Here is a 20,380-nt window from a genome sequence, read left to right on the forward strand (position 1 = left end):
CGATGACGTGATGACAAAACGATGACAGGGGAAACCTAACACTGTAGGGGCCTTAGAGGGTGTTGTCATCATATCATCAAAAAAACAGCTAAAAGCATTTGGCTTATGAAAGAAAAAAGAACAACAGGATTATCGTGTGAAAGAGCCCGAACTTTTCCCATCGAAAAAGCGCTGGCAAAACTAGGGCACTTTCCGACCACGACAAACGAAAAAGAAGCTTGGTTCCTGAGCCCGTTCCGCTCAGAGGCCCAAGCCTCTTTCAAGGTGTCCAAGAGACTTAATAGATGGTACGACCATGGAGAAGGAACCGGTGGAAATGTTATCGACCTGGTATGTAAAATGAGACAATGCACCGTAAAAGAAGCTTTACGAATAATCGGAGAGGATAAGAACTCTTTTTTATTTCAACAGCAGCCCAGTTTTAAAGTGGAACAACAGGATAAAATCTTTGTAAAAGAAGTCAAGGAACTTACCCATTATGCTTTGCGAGGTTATTTAAGTTCCAGATCTATTTCAACCACAACCGCGAAGAAATACATTAGTGAGGTCCATTATAGTTTTAAGAATAAGAACTACTTCGCCATCGGTTTTAAAAACGATTCCGGAGGATGGGAACTTCGTAACAAATATTATAAGAACTGTAGTTCTCCCAAGGACATCACCCACATCAAAAAAGGAAATAAAAAACTTATGGTTACCGAAGGCGTGTTCGACTTACTATCCCTTCTTAGCTATAATGAAATTTTGGAAGAAGATTGTGATTTTTTAGTCTTGAACTCAACTGCCTTCGTTTCAAAAGCTACGAAAATCATACAGGATTATTTAACTATAAATCTCTATCTGGACAACGATTCAAATGGAAAAAGGACGACCCAAAAAATGATAAAAAATTCCATTAACTGCCTGGACAGATCAATGCTATATGAAGGGTTCAAGGACATGAACGAATGGTTGATTGGAAATGCTAGAAAGGGACTTGGTCAGGAAGCGCGAGATGTGTCTTTGTTGCCACAAAAACAAACTCGCTTTACTCCCGATGGTCGCAAAGTAAAAAAGAAATGAAACGTACGTACATCAAATTCCGTTGCTCCATCTACGAGAAAAAACTGCTCCGGAAAAGGGCGGAACGGGCAGGACTTTCCCTCTCCGAATATTGCCGCAGCTCCGCTTTCGGCAATACCGTCATCGAGCGGTTGACCGAGGAACAATTGGCCCATTATAAAATGCTGGTGAAGTACAAGAGCAACTTTACCCGGATCGGCAATATGTTCAAGAAGCACAATCCAAGACTGGCCGGCGAGGTTGAGCAATTGGCGGAGGAAATACGGACACACCTTTATAATTTCAAAAGAACAAAGTAATGATAGGCAAGGGAACGTCCATAGCGCATACGGGTACAAGTATCGATTACGGTTGGAACCAGGAGAAGGATGCGGAAATCGTATTCAGCCAACATTTGGCTGGCAACAGTCCCCAAGAGATCACCGAGGAGTTCAGGTTGATACAAGAAGAGAATATCCGCTGCCAAAAGAATACCCTTAGCTTTATACTCAGTCCGACACAGGAAGACGGCAGAAACCTTTCCAAGGAACAATTAGGGGAACTGACACAAAGGTTCGTCAAGCAAATGCAGCTGAAGGAACGGCAGGCCATCGCCTTTGTCCATAGGGACAAGGCACATACCCATGTCCATTTATACGTGAACCGGATCGGTTTCGATGGAAAGGCCTACAACGATAGTTTTATCGGGAAACGAAGCCAGCTTGCAGCCGAAAATGTTGCCAAGGAAATGGGACTGACCACGGTCAAGGAAGTACAACGGGAAAAGGAACTGGATACCATAAAGGTCCGGCTAGAAATAAAGGACATCCATCAAAGAGTAATGGAAAGCGAAAGGCCAAAAACATTGGACAGTTATATCCAGATCATGAAAGAAAGAAAAGTGCAAGTCATCCCGACCATTAATAAAGCGAACAGGTTACAGGGATTCAGGTTCCAATATGAAGGCCATAACTTCAAGGCCAGTGAGGTAGACCGCTCCATGTCCGGAGGAAGGATCATGGCACAACTTTCCAAGAACAAAGGGATTGCAAAACCAAAAGAGGTCGGCAAATCGGTCCAGCTACTAGGGAAAACTTTGGAGTTGAGTACTAATCTTGCAACTAGCATCGCCAAGAACATCATCAAAAAAACGATCAAAAAGGCCATCGATACAGGAATCGGATATTAAAAAAAAGAAGCTATGGGATACAAAAAACTGGACGAGGTGATGGAACTTCTGAACGACGAGCTGGATGGGTTCAACCAGGCCATCGGTAGACTGGAACGGTTGACCCAAAATACGGACAATATCAAAGTAATACCCGATACCACCGAATTTGAAAGATTGCTTAGAGAACATCTAAACTACGAGAAAGTCAAAAATTCAGAGCTTCGGCAGTCCGTTGAAGATATTGGAAGTCAGATTTCAAAGGCAAGATTGATTTCAAAAACACAACTATGGTTTCACTATTGGATTTGGTTCGTTTCTTTGGTCATCATAGGCTATCTGACCTTTAAAGTTTCACAAATAGATGATGTTCGGGAACGTGCATTCAATAAAGGTGAGCAAGAAGTAATCTCAGACCTGAGAGACTATTTTGACCAATATCCACAGCACTACAAATCCTACCAAAAATGGGTAAAGGAAAAAGAGAGCGTTCCAAATCAAAAGTAGAATGCACCCTATGGAATTTTTGCTTGACGCTTATCTTCCGGAACGCTACAAAAATTCCACAGGATCCATGCGCAAAGTTTTGAGGTAAGATTTGGGGGTAATCTAAAATCCAATATTATAATTCAACCAATTTCTTATTGTAATCATCTAATATCTCACTTGGCAATGATTTAAGGTATATCTGAGTGGTTGATAAGCGATTGTGACCGAGCATGGCTGAAATAGCTTGCAAAGGTACATCCTGCAACATGGCCTGAGTAGCAAAGCTATGGCGAGCCACATATGATGTTAGCCTCTGCTCAATATTGCATTTAGCAGCAATCTCTTTCAACCCTTTATTATATCTCTTTCGAGCCCATAATACATCCTTATACTGAAGTTCAAAGGTGTCTCTTTTCACTATTGGAAATATAAAATCTGATTTGTGTTTGTTTTTGAGATAAAATGAAAGTATCTCCTTTAATTGGGGTGTTATATTAATATCATAGGGTTTGGATGTCTTTTTTCTCTGGAACTTAATACGGTTGTCAATGATATTTTGAACTTTTAAAAAAGCTAAATCCATATAGGAAATACCATAGAGCATATAAGATGCTAAGAAGAAGTTTCTGTAATGGAACAAGCTATCCGTTTCTTCCAGTTTCAAAAGCATTATAGATTTGATGCTCCCGATATCAAGTGCTCTTTTTTCTGTTGGAGTTGTTTTAATTCTATAATGAGTAAACGGGTAAGCATCCCTCGAAACGACATCAGACTTAATAGCCTTATTAAAAATAGCCTTTATTGTTCTCATGTAAGCTGAAAGACCGTTTACAGAATTACCTCTTGAAAAATGCCAACTTTCAAATCTTTTAAGAAAGTCGTAATTAACTTCATTGAATTTGATATCATTTCCACCAGTAAATTTTTCTAACACTTTTATTACAGCATAGTAAGTGTTAGCATTTCCAAAACGTTCCGAATGTCTTAGCTCATTTACGATATCCTTACTATATTCAAAAAATGATTCAAATGAGGCGGTTTTTACGATTTTCATCTTGAGTTGTTGAATGGATAAAAAGTTAAGCTCATCTTTCTCGTGCAGGTCATTAATTATGTCCACAGCTCTGGTCTTTTCCTTCAAAAGCTGATTATTCAATTTACTAACTGATGAAGTACCTATGAAAGCTCTTTTTATCTTTTCGTTTTTATTATCCCAAAACTCTTTTTGCACAGATAGGCCTAAACTTATTGAAGTCGTTTTACGAAAATGGGTCAATCGTAATATAACAGGATAAGAGGCATCTTTTTTCTGCCTGCGTGTATCCAAAGAAAGTTTTACATTGGTGCTCATCCTAATCAAAGGTAAAAAAAATTTGCACGCAATTTGCACGCAAATACTTGGTTTCATTTGAATTCAAAATAGTTTATAATAAATTAAAATACTGATATTCAATTAAATACATACTATTTTATATTGTTTTGATATGCTAATCCTATTTCTGGCAGGCAAGAGGTCACCGGTTCGACTCCGGTATTCTCCACAAACCATCACTGCAGAGTGATGGTTTTTTCTTTTAATGAGGTCGCCGTTTCCCCCGACGCTTCGGGGCGGTATTCTCCACGATCAAACGCAATTGAGATTGCGTTTTAAAACTAAGGAAAGCCACCGAATTTATTCGAGTGGTTTTTTTGTTTTAAAATGCCCATGAAGATAGGCATCGACCATTGCATTTGCACTCAAAAAAGAGTATTATTTAGGCTTGGTGTAATTCCATATTAATCCGTTTCTGTATTCCCTAGTTCGGTATAAAACTTAATTCAACATTCGAAACTCGTTGGGAGAATACCCTACTTTCTGTTTAAACAGGCGGCTGAAATGCTGTGGATATTTAAACCCAAGTTCATAGGCTATTTCGCTTAGGGATTTATCGGCATCGAAGATTTTTTGCTTGGCTATCTCAATCAACTGGTCCTGAATATGGTCATTGGCGCTTTTCCCGGTTTCCTTTTTGACCAGATCGCCGAAATAATTGGAAGACAGATTTTGTTCCTCCGCAAAATAGCTGACCGAAGGGGTTCCCAGCTCCCTGCCTTTTCCTGATTGGATATAGGAATTCAAGGAAATTTCAAACCGTTGGATCACGCCAAGATTTTCCTTTTCCCTTGTAATGAACTGCCGGTCGTAGAACCGCTTACAGTATTTCAAAAATAGTTCGATAGTGGCAACTGTGACTTCTTTACTGTGCCTGTCTATTCCTTGGGAAAGTTCCCTCCGTATCGTATCAAAAAGGTCCAGCACCAATTGCCGTTCCTTTTTTGAGATATGGAGTGCTTCATGGGATAGATAGGAAAAAAATGAATACTCGGTCATTGTTTTTGCCAAGTGGGTACCCCATAGCAGATCGGGATGAATCAAAAGCGCATGGCCGGACGGTTTAAAACTAGCATCGATATGCCCAACATGCACTACTTGTCCAGGTGCCAAAAACACCAAGGTGCCATCTTGGTAATCGTAGTTCTGACGGCCATATCTTAAAACACAGCCCTCTCCTTGTTTCAGGAAAATACCGTAAAAATGATAGCGGACGGCTTCGGCATTTCCCTTTCCATCCAAGGTGCCTTCCGAAAGGTCATGAACGCTGACCAGTGGGTGCAAGGTAGGTAGATTGAATTTGGAGCAATAATCATCCACTTTTACCAAATCTTTAATTGACCCCATAAATGTTTTCCTTTATTCGAATTTAGTTAAAGTTGTGTAAATAAGACTAATAGCATGTCAAAATCAGTAAAAATGGTAGGTAATTCAGTAAATAGGGTAACTGATCTGTCTTAATTAATTCTTAGGTTTGATAAGAAGAAAAATATTAGCTACAAAAGGAACTTTAGGTATAAGGTCTAAAATTAAAAACAGGCATTAGTAACTCTTAAACATATAAAAATGAAAAATCTAGTATTTGGAATCTTGTTGGTATTAATCAGTGCTTCATCTTTCGCTCAAAGTGCCGACATAGAAGAGGAAATCAAGGAACTTTCCAAGCAAAAATGGCAATGGATGGCCGATAAAGATGTCGATAAACTGGCCAACCTTTTCCATGATAAATCAAAATTTGTGCATATGAGCGGTTCCTGGAAAAAGGACAGGGAACTGGAAATTATCAAATCCGGAAGTATTTGGTACAAAAATGCGGAGGTACATGATGTAGCAGTGGAAGTTTTTGGAGATGACACTGCCGTGCTCTGGAACCGTATTACACTTACGGCCCATGTAAGGGGAAATGATGTTTCCAATGAATTTACAGTAACAGAATTCTATCAAAAGGAAGGGCAGAATTGGAAATTATTGGACCTGACCTTTAGCAGTGTAAGGGATACCCACGAAATAGAACATGAATAGACTTCTAACCTTAAAACAGTGGATCATGAATCTAAAAGCAACAATTTTTGGACTCCTTGTCTTTTTTACGTGTGGACAAATAGCCTTGGCGCAATCCATGGAAATAGAAAAAGAAATCACCGAGCTATCAAAGCAAAAATGGCAATGGATGGCCGATAAAAATGCCGATAGCCTAGCCGTACTTTTCCATGACAAGGCAAAGTTCGTACATATGGGTGGTACGTGGGGAAAAGACCGGGAAGTGGACATCATTAGAAGTGGATTTATCCATTACAAAAAGGCGGATGTCCATGAAGTCATGGTCGAGGTGCTAAACGAAACTACTGTGATTCTTTGGAACCAAATTACACTATTGGCGGTCGTTGGTGACAATGAGGTCACCACGCCCTTTATGGTCACTGAAGTCTATGTGAAGCAAGATGACGAATGGAAATTGGCCGATTTAACCTTCAGCAAACTAATGACCCGCGATTAGAATAACTCGCTTTCATGAAATTTGCGGTCTGTTCATCTTCTTTGGCTTGTCTTAAAAGAAGGCAGAAGAGCAGAAAGGATGCGATTAATTCAAAAAATTAAAAAAAGAAGGCCTTTACAAGTTTTACTGTAAAGAACTTCTTTTAAAAAAAGGGAATCTAGTAAATGTTACTCTACTGCAATATTAAAAGTAGCTGTAATGTCGGTTTCTCCACCAGCATCGGCTAAGGTACCATCATTAGGTTTTTTGGGTTCGTGGCGCAGGGTGAAGGTAACCGTACCCGAGCTTGCAGCCCCAGCTGTTAATGAAAATTCCGTTCCCAATGGGTTGCCGTTTCCATCAAAGTTTTCGTAGGTAGTGGTTACGTCAAGGCCGCCACCTATGGTATAGAAAAATTGGTGCTCGTTACTTTCTTCTTCCACCTCCTCGGTAATGTTCTCGGCTGGGGATACCGTTTCGTTCAACACAGATAAACTTCCGTTATATACCGCACCGGCCATTAGATTTCCAGAAACTGTTACAACTGGCGGATTGGGACCGTCCCCGTCAAGATCCTGCGTCTGTAAGGTAATATTGGTTCCGCCTCCCACTGGGGAAAGGGTCACATTGAGGGTGGTAATCACTTCTTCCTCATTAACTGCTATAGGCGCATCGTTATCATCAGAACAGGCAGTAAATACCATTCCAGCTAACATAAGGGTACATAAAAATCTCATCTTTTTCATTGTCTTGATTTTAAAATTAATAATTGAATTTAAGGTTTAACAAAAAGTTTCTGCCCAAATCGTCGGCGTAATAGCGCAGTCGGTTCAGGTAATTCCGGTAGGAGGTATCCAAAAGGTTGGATACGGTGACCCCTATTGTAAGTTTAGATTTATCGACCTTATATAGATCAATACTAGAACTGAATTTTAGCAGATGATAGGCCTCTGGTGGGGTGCTCACATCTACGGTCTCCAAGGTTTGTGTTTCTGGGACAAAGACCTCAAAATTATTGTCCGGAAATTCGTTCTGGCGAAACATATATTCACTCTGTATGGCCAATTTTAAATTGCGCAAATTTTTATTTTGATAGACCACACCGTTTTGTGTAGTCACGGGAGGCATATTGATCAAGGCCTCGTTGCGGTTACGGTCATACCCCTTTACCATAGAGAACTGGTGGTTGAAACGAAAATTCTTTGCAAAGGCCCAGGAGGCATCCACATCTACACCCAAGAGTTGCGCCTTGGTCTGGCGGTATTCCCAGACCTGAAAATTACCCCTTACCGTTTGTTGTACGTCTGTAGGCTCTATAACCATAAAATCTCTTATGGTATTGATATACGGATTCACAGAAAAACCAAAGGTGGTATTTTTCCGCTGGAAGGTCAGGGCCAGTTTATTGGATATTTCGGATCCAAAGCGCAAATCGCCCAACTCTATTCGGGAAGCGGAATGATGCAGTCCCTCACTAAAAAGTTCTGAAGGGTTGGGTGGGCGTGAAGCCAAGGAATAATTAAAAAATAGGTTGTATTGCTCGTTAAAGGAGTACGTGGCCCCGGCAGTGGCAGAGGTATTGTAAAAATCCAATTGTGGATTGGTGAGTATCTGGTTGCCGAGCTCCTCTACCACGATCTCAGGGAACAGCTGATCATAGTTGCGCGCTTCCCACAAAGAGGTCCTGTAAAATTTAAACACGTCCATATAGCTATAGTCAAAACGCACCCCAGCCTCCAAAACCAGCTTTTCTTTAACCCTGTAATCGGCAATGGCATAAACCCCTAGATCATATTTGTCGTAATCGGGTATTAAACGTCTTACCCCGGTAGTTGGGTCAGCAAAATTACTCTGGTATCGTGCCATGGCACCTAGTTTTATAGAGCCGGTATCAAAAAGGTCTCCGTCCAAGTCCAGCATCAGGGTATGGGTGTCTAGTTCAAGGTCCAGGGAGGCCTTATCTGCATCGTCACCACGACGGATATCGAATTCTTGACGGCTGTTGCGCTGAAAATCATACTGAAGGCTAAGTTTGCCAAGACCATCAATACGTTGGAATATTTTTAACCGTGCCAAATGATGGGTTACTTCCTGTCTTGGGTTTCCTATGTTGTAGGTGAAATCCCTGATAATCAGTGGCCTGTTGCTGCTGATTGCACGGACCTGATCTTGTGCGCCCCCTAGATGGGACGCCCGTAAGATGCCAATATCATTTTTAAAAAGTGAATAGTAGCCTTCAATCCCATATTCCAGGCCGTTTAGGCCAAAGCGTAAAGAAGCGTTGCGCTCAAAAGCACCCGTATTACTGAGTACGTAATCTGGGGTTTCAAAATCGCCATACCGCTTTATGGTCCCCTGAAGGGAACCGTACCAACCACTCTTGTAGCTTTTTGTAAGTTGGGAAGATACCGAAGAGCCCCTACCGTTAGATGAGGCACTCCAGAGCGTTTTACCAAATAGGGTGTCCTTTTTGGCCACTTTGGGGGCTTCGGCTACGATAACACCCCCTACGGCATCACCCCCATACCGAAGCGCTCCCGCCCCTTTGATCAGGGTAAGGCTGCCTGCGGAATTGACATCAACATTTGGTCCGTGTTCCGCACCCCATTCCTGATCTTCCATACGCACACCGTTGTTGACGATGACTATCCGGCTGCTATGCAGGCCATTGATCATGGGCTTTACCACGGTATTGCCTGTATTTAGGGAAGAGACTCCACTAATGCTGTTTAATGCATCACCAAGGGTACCATTACTGAAATCTTCCAACTGGGCATTGGATATCTTGCTTTCAAAAAGGGTCTTGGTCTGGTTCCTATAGGCTTCTCCTTCTAGGATCACTTCATTGAGCTCCTCCAAATGGTGTTCTAAAAGGAAATTACTCTTGGTATCGCCGTTTACTTTTATGGTAAACCCCTTGGATAGGCAGTAGGGATGGGAAACCTGAATGGCATAGGTACCCTCACAAAGGCCGGTGAACATATAGTTACCGTCCAGATCGGATAGTACCGCTTGTTCTGTGCCCGCAAGAATAAGCGTGGCACCCGCTAAAAGGGAACCATCATGCAAATCTTTGACAGATCCAGAAAGGGTATAGTTACAATCTTGTGAAATAGAAGAGATACTGCTCAATAGCAATGCCAATAGGACATATAAACGCATAAAAATTCTTTAATTAAAATAAAACCAGGCTTGGGTCTTTTAACTAAGAAAATACGGCGGTGCCCTTAATTGGGTATTGGTTTTTTTAAAGGAACTACATAAGGGGTTCGAAAATTGAGATTCCACCTTGTCCAGGAAGGGGGGCAGCAAAACCACTGTGCTATTGCACAAACTATAATTGTAAGTGGACAGGTGAAAATGACAGATTTGGCAATCCGCAGGTTGTGCATGCACGTGTTCCACTTGATCAAGGCATACCACGTGTTCGTGCCCTTGGAAAACATGTGATAGTTGAACAGCATTGGGCAGCAGTAATGCTGATAGAAGCACTAATGCCGTGAAAGCACGTAAAATCTGTTTTTCAATTCCCATAAAGCTGTTCTGCTTTCGCTGTAACCACCGATTGTAGCGCAAAGATAAAAAACAATTTTGACAATTAATCTTAATGAAGTTTATTTGGAATATATGGTCCTGGCGTCACCAATAAGGTTATCCGCTTCGTTCATCCTTTTTACACACCTGCAGAAAAGGGTAAAATCTGTTCCCAACATAATATTTGGGTTCCATCCAGGGCAGTTAGCGATATCCCTTGGGCGCTAGGAGATTTATAATCGTATACATTGGTTTAAAACCTTATATTGGAGACAAAACAAAGATAGTCCACCAAGGCAAGGCCTCAGTAAACTATCTTAAATCATAACCTTGTCTAACAACTCAATAACTTTTTATGGTATCCAATTGTTATTTTTACTTCTCGATTTAAAAATATGCATAAATCTTCACAAAAAAATGTCAATTGCGTTGTTTTTTGCATAAAAAATAGTGATACACAAAAATAAATCGATTTCGGTTGATAACTTTTACAATTTAATGGTATAGATGATCCTTTGAAAAGGAAGTTGTTACAATTTCATCTGAAGGTGCCACAAGGCTGCGGAATCTTTTACATAGTTCTTAAATTTTTAAAAATTATCCTATATTTACGACTATCGGAACTTTTATTTTTACTTCTCTCCTAAAAGTTTTGATAAGGACATGCTTGTCAAAATAGTAATGATTTATTTTACTATGAAGCAAAGGCGCAAACTTGGTTTCTGGGATATCTTGGAAACAAGCTTTGGTTTTGTTAGAATCCATTATGGATTTTTTCAAATGAACGACAATACGTTTCATTTTTTTAGGGTCACTAGGATATAATATTGATGTTATTCCAATTTTAATATTGGTCGCTCAGGGGTCCGAATGGTTTGTACCATTATTTATGGTCATCTAAGTGAAGGGCCAATGACGAAAAGAGAAAAAGAAAGGCGTTAACTTACTATTATTTGTCAACGAGGTTTAGCGTCATACTAAAAAAATAACGTCATTAAATGATGTATATTGAGTACAGGAAATAATATATAGCGCAACTAAACCGAATTAAATTATGTTAAGACAACATCGTGTAATAATAGAAAATGTAGCACCACAATTGCAATGCGGCAGTTTTTTCATCAAAAGGGTCGTTGGAGAAACGGTCAAAGTTACAGCCGATGTGCTTCCCGATGGACACGATATTATTCAAGTGGAAATTCTATGTAAACATGAAAAGGATAAAAATGCCTCAATCATCCATATGAGGCATTTAGGAAACGATGTATATACCGGCTCATTTAAAGTAGAAAAACAAGGATTTTACGAGTATAGTGTAAGAGGCTGGGTAGACTATGCCCTAAACTGGCAGCACGGAATTGAGGCCAAGATAAAAGATGGGCAGTACGTAAAAAGCGAGTTGTTGGATGGTGTGCAGTATCTAGCGTATATTTCAGAAATGGTACCTTCAGAAGAGAAGGAACAGGTACTTACATGGATAAGAGAGTTCGAAGATGAACATTCTTATGACAGCGCTGTGAAAACAGCTACCTCTAAAAAGTTGTGCAGAATGTTTATAGAACATCCACAGCGCTTGTTTGCCAATACCAGTAAAACCCTACAAGTTTATGTAGATCGTAAAAAAGCGAATTTTAGTACCTGGTATGAATTTTTCCCTAGATCTGCAGCTTCAGAACCGGGAAAGCATGGAACCTTTAAAGATTGTGAACGTTTACTGCCACGAATAGCAGGAATGGGGTTTGATACACTTTATTTTCCTCCGATACATCCTATAGGTGAAAAGAACAGAAAAGGCAAGAACAATGCTACCAATGCCAAAGAAGGGGATTCTGGTGTGCCTTGGGCCATAGGTTCCCACTTGGGAGGGCATAAGTCTATTCATCCAGAGTTAGGTACAGAGGACGATTTCAAGAACTTAATACAACAAGCCAACAATCATGGTATAGAAATAGCCATGGATCTGGCCTTCCAGGCGGCACCGGACCATCCCTATATCACGGACCATCCTGAATGGTTCAGAAAAAGGCCGGATGGCACCATGCAGTACGCCGAAAACCCACCTAAAAAATATCAGGATATTGTCAATTTTTATTTTGAAACCAATGCGTACAAGGAATTATGGGAAGAATTGCTCAGCGTTGCCCTACATTGGGTCAATTGTGGGGTAAATATTTTTAGGGTAGACAACCCCCACACAAAACCCTATTATTTTTGGGCTTGGTTAATTGATGAGGTAAAAAAGAAACACCCGGACGTATTATTTCTTGCCGAGGCATTCTCACGGCCTAAGGTAATGCAGCAATTGGCCAAACAAGGCTTTTCACAATCCTATAGTTATTTTACATGGAGAGTGGACAAAGGGGAGCTAATGGAATATTTAACTGAGCTGACACAGTCGGATATGAAGGAATATTACCGTGCTAATTTTTGGCCAAACACTCCAGACATCAATCCCTATCATTTACAAGGCGCTAATGAAACAATGCACCTTATTAGATACGTTCTTGCGGGAACCCTTTGTGGTAACTTGGGAATTTACGGTCCCGTATTTGAATACATGGTCTCTGATGCCATGCCAGGGAAAGAGGAGTACATTCACTGCGAAAAATACGAAATAAGGCACTGGGATTGGTCGATAGAAAACAAAATCACCTATCTCATTACCAAGATAAACGAAGCACGTAAGACACATTCGTCCCTTCAGCAAACCAATAATATTCAATTTTGCCATATTGAAAATCAAAATATAATTGCCTTTTACAAGTGGAGTGATGATAGGTCCGATGAGACGTTGACAGTTATCAGTTTAGATTCACACCATACGCAACAAGGTTTTGTACAATTGCCATTACAGGCGTTGGGTATAACTGCGGGTCATCACTTGACAATGAAGGATGCAATAACAGAAAACAGTTACAATTGGAGCACAGAATGGAACTACGTAGAATTGAGCCCTACCTTACCTTTCCATATATTCCACCTAAATAAGTAAGATAATGGGAAAAGAAAAGAAAGATACCATAGCACAACCCCCTTATACATTTGATACTCCCTGGGAATCCTTAATGGAGGATGAAAGGTTCACCAAGGCCTTTTTATCCGATGTGCTAGAGAAATATATAGTACAGCAGCGCTGGTACGGAGGTAAGTCCAGCAAGTTGAAATATATTGAACTTCAGAAATATTTTAGGATACAACAAAACGAAGAGGTCTATTATGGGTTGTTGTTGGAAGTGAATTTTGAAGAAGCTTTTTTTCAGCATTATTTTTTACCCATTGCCTTTATTTCTGACGGGAGCTTTGATGAGAAAGAACGGATTTTGCCATTGTCCATTAAGAACCAGGAAGGTTTTATCGTGGATGCACTTAATTTAGAGGCATTTAGAAAACTTGTTTTTGAACGGATAGTGAACTCTGTTCCCAATGACACCACCAAAGTAAGGTACCATAAGAGTGTTAATTTCCAAGATACCGAGTATGTTTCTTCCCGATTTATGGGTCTGGAGCAGAGCAACACTTCCATTATTATCAATGATAGATCGGTCATCAAATTCTTTAGGCGTATCTATTCTGATAAGAACCCGGATTATGAAATGAGCTGTTTCCTTTCGGAGATTAAAGGGTTTAAAAATACACCTGCCTATCAAGGAAGCATCAATGTGGTGGAGGACGACTTTAACATCACCGTGGCCCTAATGCAGGAACTAGTTCCAAATCAGGGAGATGCTTGGGAGTATATGTTGAAAGAGGTGAAAAAGGTCTTTGGCAATCTGGAGTATAAGAATATAAATATTGACATGTTGCCAGAAGTGCCCATTTTCGAAAGTCTTGGGATCAACGATGTGCCTCATCAGATCATTGATTGGGCCGGACTCAATGTGTTCCTAAAATTACAAATATTGGCCAAGCGTACGGCAGAAATGCACATTGCCCTAGGATCGGAACATGGGGACACAGCATTTACTCCAACCCATTTTAATGGGGATTACGAGGTATGGCTAAAGAATAGATTGCTTTATCAATTCCAGAACAGACTAAATATTGTAGAGAACAACATGCATCGGTTAGAGGGGCTTTCCTTGGACCTTGGAAAGGAGTTCTTAGAACGGAAAAATGAAATCCGAAAGCGGTTCATTAATTTTGATTGGACCAAGCTAAAGGGAGAACGGATTCGAATCCACGGAGATTATCACTTGGGACAGATTTTGGTGAAGGATGATGATTTTTACTTGTTGGATTTTGAAGGGGAGCCAGAGAGTACTATTAGGGACCGAAAAGTGAAACAGCCTCCACTAAAGGATGTGGCCGGTATCTTCCGTTCCTTTCATTATGCCATATATTCAACTATATTTAGCCATGGGGAAGAATTTCCATATAGCCAAAAAGAATTATTCAAGGCAGGAGAAATTTTGTACCGCTACTTTATAGGGGTATTTATGGGTACTTACGTTGGATTGGTAAGGGAGCACAATTTGAATATTGGATACTCCCAGGAACGCATCTTTATTTTAAAATACTGCATGTTGGAGAAAGCGGTATACGAATTGGGATATGAAATGAATTCAAGGCCCCAATGGGCGGTAATTCCCCTACAAGGGATAATGAGTATAATTAACGAGTCAAATTAGAAGGATACATGGGAAAAGTCATACCACATAGTTTATTTTCAGAATTCGATATAAACTTGTTCAAGGCAGGTAAACACTATAGGTTATATGATAAATTAGGGTCGCACCCCATTGAAGTAAACGGAGAAAAGGGTACTTATTTTGCCGTCTGGGCCCCCACGGCCAAATCGGTCTCTGTGGTTGGAGATTTCAATTACTGGCTAGAAGGTGACCATAAATTAAACGTGCGTTGGGACGGCAGCGGGATTTGGGAAGGATTCGTTCCCAATGTTGGCCAAGGTGCCGTCTATAAGTATAAAATACATTCCCATAACTATGACATGAAAACCGAAAAGGCGGATCCCTTTGCAAGATCTTGCGAGCATCCACCAAAGACCGCTTCTGTGGTATGGGAGGACGACTATAAATGGAAAGATTCGGCCTGGATGGGCTATAGGGAGGATAAGAATGGGTTGGACAGGCCGTATGCCGTTTACGAGGTACATTTAGGGTCTTGGAAAAAGAAAAATGACAAGGAATTTTTAACCTATACGGAGATGGCAGATGAATTGGTCGCCTATGTAAAGGAAATGGGCTTTACGCATGTAGAGTTCATGCCCATCATGGAATTTCCATATGACCCTTCTTGGGGATACCAGCTTACAGGATATTTTGCCCCGACCAGTCGTTTTGGGAGTCCAGCAGAATTTAAATTATTGGTAGATAAAATGCACCAGAACGATATTGGTGTCATTTTGGACTGGGTACCGTCCCATTTTCCAGAAGATGCCCATGGCCTTGGTTTTTTTGATGGGTCCCACTTATACGAACACCCCGATAGAAAAAAGGGCTACCACCAAGATTGGAAGAGCCTTATCTTTAATTACGGAAGAAATGAGGTGAAGGCCTTTTTGATCAGCAATGCCCTTTATTGGCTAGATCAGTATCACGTAGATGGTTTAAGGGTAGATGCCGTGGCCTCTATGCTTTATTTGGATTATTCAAGGGAAGATGGGGAATGGGAGCCCAATATGTATGGAGGGAACGAAAATTTGGACGCCATCGCCTTTATTAAAGAGCTTAATGAGGAGGTGTACAAGAGTTTTAAAGGAGTTCAGACCATTGCTGAAGAATCAACAGCATTTCCAGGGGTTTCTAAACCTATAAACTTAGGTGGACTAGGATTTGGAATGAAGTGGATGATGGGATGGATGCATGACACGTTGACCTACTTTAAAAACGAACCCATCTACAGGAAGCATCATCAGAATGATATTACCTTTAGTATGACCTATGCCTTTACTGAAAATTTCATGCTCCCCTTTTCACATGACGAGGTGGTGTACGGAAAGCAGTCACTTCTATATAGGATGCCAGGGGATGAATGGCAGCGTTTTGCCAACCTAAGGTTATTATTGGGCTATATGTATACCCATCCAGGGACTAAATTGTTGTTTATGGGGGCAGAATTTGGACAGTCTTCGGAATGGGATTTCGAAACAAGCTTGGATTGGCATCTACTTCAATATAAGGTTCATTCTGGGGTACAACAGATGGTAAAGGATTTGAATGCTATTTATAAAAGCTATCCGGCACTTTATGAGAAGCAGTTCAGTCCCGAAGGCTTTCAGTGGATAGACTATGGGGATCATGAACATTCTGTGCTTACCTACACCAGGAAAGGACACGACAAAAAGAACGATCTTTTTATTGCCTGTAATTTTACCCCGGTTCCTAGGGAGAATTATCACATTGGAGTTCCAAAATCTGGAAAGTTCAAAGAAGTCTTTAACAGTGACGACGAAAAATATGGGGGAAGTGGCATGCTCAATACAACGATAAAAGCATCAAACACCCCATGGAATGGACAGGAAAAGTCGGTAAGAATAAACATTCCCCCTCTTGGGATCGTTATTTTTCAGTAGATCCCGATGGTTGTGAACCAACCAAAAAATAAATTATTATATGGCCCCTCCAGTTTTTTCCGTTGTAATGGGATTAATTGTACGGGGCTCTTTTTTTGGCTTGCATTTCATTTAAGAAAACAATAACGCCGAACATTTTTAATTGATCGGCCGTAATTATAATTTCACGAAAAAGAAACAGATATGATCAATTTAAAGAATAAAGTAGCGTATATCACTGGTGGTTCAAAAGGAATTGGTTTTGGAGTTGCAGAACAATTGCTCAAAGCTGGAATGAGGGTAGCCATTAGTGGGCGTAATATGGAAACAGTAAAAAAAGCTGCCAACGATTTGGGAACACCTGACAATGTTTTGGCAATAGCATCGGATGTCACCAAACACGGTGATGAGTCATCAGCTGTAAAATCCATACTCGATAAATGGGGGCAACTGGATGTTGTTTTGGCGAATGCAGGGGTTGGACATTTTGCGCCTGTAGATGAGCTCTCCGAGGAAGATTGGCACCAAATGGTAGATACCAATCTAAATGGAGTCTTCCACACTTTAAAAGCATCTGTAGAAGCGCTAAAGGCATCTAAGGGATATTATATTACGTTGGCAAGTTTGGCGGGTACGAATTTTTTTGCCAGTGGGGCAGGGTACAATGCTACAAAATTTGGCGTTGTTGGTTTTACCCAAGCCGCAATGTTGGATTTGCGCAAATACGATATTAAAGTATCGACCATAATGCCGGGTTCTGTAGCATCCCATTTTAATGACCACGAACCTTCAGAAGCCGATGCTTGGAAGATTCAGCCAGAGGATATTGGGGAATTGGTATTGGACCTTTTAAAAATGAATCCAAGGACCTTACCAAGTAAAATTGAGGTAAGGCCAACAAGGCCGGATTTAAAATAGGATTAAATCTCTTTTTCTATAAAGGGAATGTCCGGATTACAAATCTCCAAAATGAGGGTTTGTAGGGCAGTGTCAAATAGGGCAATCGTTTCTTGGGTAATCAAAGTATCCTTGTTGCGATCGCCCTTTTTTGGTTTAGTGGCAAAAAGGAGAAGCCCTTCCCTCAGATTTTTAAATGATATAATTCCCGCTTCCAACTTTTGAATGGGTTGTTTGCTATTGTACATTAGGGCATAACAAAGTAATTGAAAGGCCTTGCTAAAGTCATAGTTGGTTATCAGTTCATCCCAGTCGTACACTTCCACATCTTTAGATGTTACCTTTCCCGTTTTATAATCGATGATCCTGAGAATGCCATCCCTTTCATCAATACGGTCCAATTTTCCCTTTAGTGTTACCGGAAAATTTAATCCTTTTATGGCCAACTGTGTGTTCCAACCTTCTTCAAGACCCAAAATCTTAATTTGATGGCCTTTAATATCTTCGAGTTCAGATTTGATAAAATTCTCAATGTATTGGAGCACTACATTGTAGGCTATTAAGTTTTTACCCCTGCTGATATCTCCATCGGCATAATTTAGCACAAAATGTTTTTTTACGACACCTTTGATCAATGGAAACATAGAATCAAGAGCTTCCTTGGTCAGGTTCTGGCCGATATAAGGAATATAGAGTTCTTCCAAGGTGTCGTGGACAATAGTTCCAAAGGTATTGGCTGCCACGTTTTCTTCCACTTCATTGACATCATCGATCTTTAATATACTCCGTTTGTAAAAATCGATGGGGTTGCGGATATAGTTGGTGAGGGATGATGGCGAAAACCCCTTTTCTGCCAGTACCTTAATTTTTTGCATTAAGCCTCCATCTTTTTGGATGGTACAGACCTTTTTTATCGAAGACTTTATCTCTGGAGCGGCCACCAGTTCTGTAATATCCTTGCTTCTATTCTTGTCCGTAAGTAACTGGGCTATCAGTCTACTTTTTTCACCCCCTTCAAGCACGTCGGGCTCGGTATTGTACAAAATATAAACGTGTTTGGCACGCTGCAATAATCGGTAAAAATGGTAGGTGTACACGGCGTCCTTTTCCTTATAGGTGGGTAGTCCAAAGGCAATTTTTAAATCAAATGGCAAGAAGGAATTGTTGCTTTTTCCAGAAGGGAGGATGCCCTCATTGACCGACGTTAAGATCACTGTCTCAAAATCGAGGTTCCTACTTTCCAGCATACCCATAATCTGAAGCCCTTTTAACGGCTCTCCCCTAAAGTCCAGCGTTTGCGATGACAGTAATTCCCTATACAGACTTATAAGTGATCTTAGATCGGATATATATGGGTATTGCCTTACCAATTCGTTCAATTGGTTGAACAATTCATGGAATCGGTATAAATATTCCATCCCTAAGTCTTGTGACCCTGTTTTAAAGGGGTCTTTTAAACCCAGAATGACTTTTGAGCAGATATCCAGAAACGATGATACGGAAACATTCTCTTTAAAAAAGAGATTATGGATGTTCGTAATTTCTGATGGTATGACCGAATTGATCTTATCGTGACTTACGTACGACCAATTTTTGGTTTTTATGGCCTCACTCAATACATAAGAGCCATCAACACCCTCCTGAGTCAAATAGATTTTTGTGTATGGATGGGATAGAAAATTAAGCAGATCTTGAAAGTACCAGCCTTGAGGGTCCTTATTTAAGTAAAGTTCAAAGAACTGGGTAAAGAAACTTGCCAAGGGGCTATTGTGCAAAGGATACCCCATGGTAATATTGACCCCTTCAACGGCTTCTGGCACGGAATTCATGATGGGGTTGAGCAAATTCTCGTCCCCTAACACCACAGCGGTATTCTTTAGTGATTCTTTATTTGATGCCTGAATCTTTTCTAAAAGATGTCCTACGTATTTGGCCTGGGTAACGTTTTTGGGTAGGCCCACGATTTGGATATCTTTCTTTTCAAGATAATTTTCCTTTACCCCTTTTTTGGGCTGGTTCAGGAGACAGTTCCAGGTTTTAAAATGTTGTCGAATAAAATGTCCGGCATCATGGATGTTGTCCTCTAAAAAATAGGGATCAATATCCCAATGTATTTCACTGGGGGTGGTTTCCAAGATCTCCTGTATTATATTGGACTCTGCCGTATTCAGGGCATTAAAACCTATAAAAACATGGATTGCCCCTGGCTTTGTCCCCAAATAGGTTTTCAATTGTTCAGTTGCCCTTCGGTATACCAAGCCTTGATGGCCAAGGCCTTTTTCCAATAAGGAGGTATTGAATGTTTCGTACAGGCGTGGTAGATTGTTCCAGAACTGTAAATAGTCCGTAATCATTTTGGTCTTCCCCTCTTGCAAGGACCAATGGTTGATTTCTTTGATTGCGGAGAGATGGGAAAAAATAGCTTTTGAATCAACGAGGTACCTATCTATCTCATTGAAATCCTGTAAAAGGGTTTGGCCCCATTTAGAGAACGCATAAAAATTTTCGGGCTCATCCTGGGTGGTTTTAAGGTAGCTTTCGTATAGGTGAAATAATTGCTCGGTATTATTTGCATAACCCAGGTTGGCTATCTTTTCAATAAAGGTTTCAATGCTATAGATTTCAGGGGCAAAGGAGGTCTTGGAGGCTATTTTTCCAATACTGTTTCTCAAAAAGGTTCCGGCTCTTTTGCTGGGTAAGACAAAGATAATTTCCTCAAGCGAGCCATATTTCAGTTGGACCTCTTCAATAACTTCTTCAAGAAAACTCTTCATAAATACATCGCTTAAAATAGGAGTATAAATATAGGGATATAAAAGAGTTATTTGGGTATGAACACGTGGGTGTTCATAGGGGTACTAAACAAAAAAAGCTCCGCAATTGCGGAGCTTT

The 20,380-nt window shown here is 40.6% G+C and carries 16 protein-coding genes; 10 read left to right on the forward strand and 6 right to left on the reverse strand.

Annotated features, from left to right (window positions below; all coding sequences use genetic code 11):
- Positions 1–105 precede the first annotated feature (105 nt).
- From SB49_RS12730 to SB49_RS12745, 4 genes are read left to right on the forward strand one after another with little or no spacing between them, the layout of a single operon-like run.
- Complete coding sequence (locus tag SB49_RS12730) at positions 106–1,062, forward strand: toprim domain-containing protein (RefSeq protein WP_082591119.1); 957 nt, start codon at positions 106–108, stop codon at positions 1,060–1,062.
- On the forward strand, positions 1,059–1,361 hold the full coding sequence (gene mbpA / locus SB49_RS12735; protein ID WP_062057153.1) for a mobilization protein MbpA: 303 nt from the start codon (positions 1,059–1,061) through the stop codon (positions 1,359–1,361). Before SB49_RS12730 ends, mbpA begins: the two co-directional genes overlap by 4 nt.
- A complete protein-coding gene (locus SB49_RS12740; protein ID WP_062057155.1) occupies positions 1,361–2,230 on the forward strand; it encodes a relaxase/mobilization nuclease domain-containing protein in 870 nt (289 codons plus the stop codon). The genes mbpA and SB49_RS12740 overlap by 1 nt, the downstream gene beginning before the upstream one ends.
- A 12-nt stretch (positions 2,231–2,242) precedes the next feature.
- A complete protein-coding gene (locus SB49_RS12745) occupies positions 2,243–2,716 on the forward strand; it encodes a DUF6730 family protein (RefSeq protein WP_062057157.1) in 474 nt (157 codons plus the stop codon).
- A 115-nt stretch (positions 2,717–2,831) separates the two neighbouring features.
- Here SB49_RS12745 and SB49_RS12750 read toward each other — a convergent pair whose 3' ends face one another.
- Both SB49_RS12750 and SB49_RS12755 read right to left on the reverse strand, forming a co-directional pair.
- Entirely contained in the window at positions 2,832–4,049 is a 1,218-nt protein-coding gene (locus SB49_RS12750; protein WP_062059204.1) for a site-specific integrase, read from the reverse strand.
- 462 nt (positions 4,050–4,511) lie between these two features.
- Positions 4,512–5,417 carry a helix-turn-helix domain-containing protein gene (locus SB49_RS12755; protein WP_062057159.1) on the reverse strand — a complete coding sequence of 302 codons (906 nt, stop codon included), beginning with the start codon at positions 5,415–5,417 and terminating at the stop codon, positions 4,512–4,514.
- A gap of 219 nt (positions 5,418–5,636) precedes the next feature.
- On the opposite strand from SB49_RS12755, the gene SB49_RS12760 reads away from it, so the two are divergent.
- Positions 5,637–6,092 (forward strand): nuclear transport factor 2 family protein, encoded by a 456-nt coding sequence (locus tag SB49_RS12760; RefSeq protein WP_062057161.1) that lies wholly within the window; start codon positions 5,637–5,639, stop codon positions 6,090–6,092.
- The gene (locus tag SB49_RS12765) at positions 6,085–6,567 is read left to right on the forward strand and encodes a nuclear transport factor 2 family protein (protein WP_235537763.1); all 483 of its coding nucleotides are present in this window, start codon (positions 6,085–6,087) and stop codon (positions 6,565–6,567) included. The genes SB49_RS12760 and SB49_RS12765 overlap by 8 nt, the downstream gene beginning before the upstream one ends.
- Before the next feature lie 167 nt (positions 6,568–6,734).
- Here the strand turns inward: SB49_RS12765 and SB49_RS12770 are convergent, their stop codons facing one another.
- The 3 genes from SB49_RS12770 to SB49_RS12780 all read right to left on the reverse strand — a co-directional run bounded on the left by SB49_RS12770 (position 6,735) and on the right by SB49_RS12780 (position 10,881).
- Positions 6,735–7,292, reverse strand: a complete 558-nt coding sequence (locus SB49_RS12770; RefSeq protein WP_062057163.1) for a hypothetical protein — start codon at positions 7,290–7,292, stop codon at positions 6,735–6,737.
- A gap of 16 nt (positions 7,293–7,308) precedes the next feature.
- Positions 7,309–9,708 carry a TonB-dependent receptor gene (locus tag SB49_RS12775; protein ID WP_062057165.1) on the reverse strand — a complete coding sequence of 800 codons (2,400 nt, stop codon included), beginning with the start codon at positions 9,706–9,708 and terminating at the stop codon, positions 7,309–7,311.
- Between the two features lie 969 nt (positions 9,709–10,677).
- A complete protein-coding gene (locus SB49_RS12780) occupies positions 10,678–10,881 on the reverse strand; it encodes a hypothetical protein (RefSeq protein ID WP_062057167.1) in 204 nt (67 codons plus the stop codon).
- A 253-nt stretch (positions 10,882–11,134) separates the two neighbouring features.
- On the opposite strand from SB49_RS12780, the gene SB49_RS12785 reads away from it, so the two are divergent.
- The 4 genes from SB49_RS12785 to SB49_RS12800 all read left to right on the forward strand — a co-directional run bounded on the left by SB49_RS12785 (position 11,135) and on the right by SB49_RS12800 (position 17,509).
- Positions 11,135–13,072 (forward strand): alpha-1,4-glucan--maltose-1-phosphate maltosyltransferase, encoded by a 1,938-nt coding sequence (locus tag SB49_RS12785; RefSeq protein ID WP_062057170.1) that lies wholly within the window; start codon positions 11,135–11,137, stop codon positions 13,070–13,072.
- 4 nt (positions 13,073–13,076) lie between these two features.
- Positions 13,077–14,708, forward strand: a complete 1,632-nt coding sequence (locus SB49_RS12790; RefSeq protein WP_062057172.1) for a maltokinase N-terminal cap-like domain-containing protein — start codon at positions 13,077–13,079, stop codon at positions 14,706–14,708.
- An 8-nt stretch (positions 14,709–14,716) separates the two neighbouring features.
- Complete coding sequence (gene glgB, locus SB49_RS12795) at positions 14,717–16,612, forward strand: 1,4-alpha-glucan branching protein GlgB (protein WP_062057174.1); 1,896 nt, start codon at positions 14,717–14,719, stop codon at positions 16,610–16,612.
- Between the two features lie 183 nt (positions 16,613–16,795).
- Positions 16,796–17,509, forward strand: coding sequence for an SDR family oxidoreductase (locus SB49_RS12800; protein ID WP_062057176.1), 714 nt, complete (start codon positions 16,796–16,798; stop codon positions 17,507–17,509).
- 2 nt (positions 17,510–17,511) lie between these two features.
- Here SB49_RS12800 and SB49_RS12805 read toward each other — a convergent pair whose 3' ends face one another.
- Complete coding sequence (locus SB49_RS12805; protein ID WP_062057177.1) at positions 17,512–20,262, reverse strand: PD-(D/E)XK nuclease family protein; 2,751 nt, start codon at positions 20,260–20,262, stop codon at positions 17,512–17,514.
- Between the last annotated feature and the right edge of the window lie 118 nt (positions 20,263–20,380).

This window comes from Sediminicola sp. YIK13 (assembly GCF_001430825.1).
GTDB lineage: Bacteria > Bacteroidota > Bacteroidia > Flavobacteriales > Flavobacteriaceae > Sediminicola.

Bases quoted from the DNA above. Each gene is read 5' to 3' on its own strand.
- SB49_RS12730 (WP_082591119.1), top strand. From the start codon at position 106: ATGAAAGAAAAAAGAACAACAGGATTATCGTGTGAAAGAGCCCGAACT.
- mbpA (WP_062057153.1), top strand. From the start codon at position 1,059: ATGAAACGTACGTACATCAAATTCCGTTGCTCCATCTACGAGAAAAAA.
- SB49_RS12740 (WP_062057155.1), top strand. From the start codon at position 1,361: ATGATAGGCAAGGGAACGTCCATAGCGCATACGGGTACAAGTATCGAT.
- SB49_RS12745 (WP_062057157.1), top strand. From the start codon at position 2,243: ATGGGATACAAAAAACTGGACGAGGTGATGGAACTTCTGAACGACGAG.
- SB49_RS12750 (WP_062059204.1), bottom strand. From the start codon at position 4,049: ATGAGCACCAATGTAAAACTTTCTTTGGATACACGCAGGCAGAAAAAA.
- SB49_RS12755 (WP_062057159.1), bottom strand. From the start codon at position 5,417: ATGGGGTCAATTAAAGATTTGGTAAAAGTGGATGATTATTGCTCCAAA.
- SB49_RS12760 (WP_062057161.1), top strand. From the start codon at position 5,637: ATGAAAAATCTAGTATTTGGAATCTTGTTGGTATTAATCAGTGCTTCA.
- SB49_RS12765 (WP_235537763.1), top strand. From the start codon at position 6,085: ATGAATAGACTTCTAACCTTAAAACAGTGGATCATGAATCTAAAAGCA.
- SB49_RS12770 (WP_062057163.1), bottom strand. From the start codon at position 7,292: ATGAAAAAGATGAGATTTTTATGTACCCTTATGTTAGCTGGAATGGTA.
- SB49_RS12775 (WP_062057165.1), bottom strand. From the start codon at position 9,708: ATGCGTTTATATGTCCTATTGGCATTGCTATTGAGCAGTATCTCTTCT.
- SB49_RS12780 (WP_062057167.1), bottom strand. From the start codon at position 10,881: ATGAAACGTATTGTCGTTCATTTGAAAAAATCCATAATGGATTCTAAC.
- SB49_RS12785 (WP_062057170.1), top strand. From the start codon at position 11,135: ATGTTAAGACAACATCGTGTAATAATAGAAAATGTAGCACCACAATTG.
- SB49_RS12790 (WP_062057172.1), top strand. From the start codon at position 13,077: ATGGGAAAAGAAAAGAAAGATACCATAGCACAACCCCCTTATACATTT.
- glgB (WP_062057174.1), top strand. From the start codon at position 14,717: ATGGGAAAAGTCATACCACATAGTTTATTTTCAGAATTCGATATAAAC.
- SB49_RS12800 (WP_062057176.1), top strand. From the start codon at position 16,796: ATGATCAATTTAAAGAATAAAGTAGCGTATATCACTGGTGGTTCAAAA.
- SB49_RS12805 (WP_062057177.1), bottom strand. From the start codon at position 20,262: ATGAAGAGTTTTCTTGAAGAAGTTATTGAAGAGGTCCAACTGAAATAT.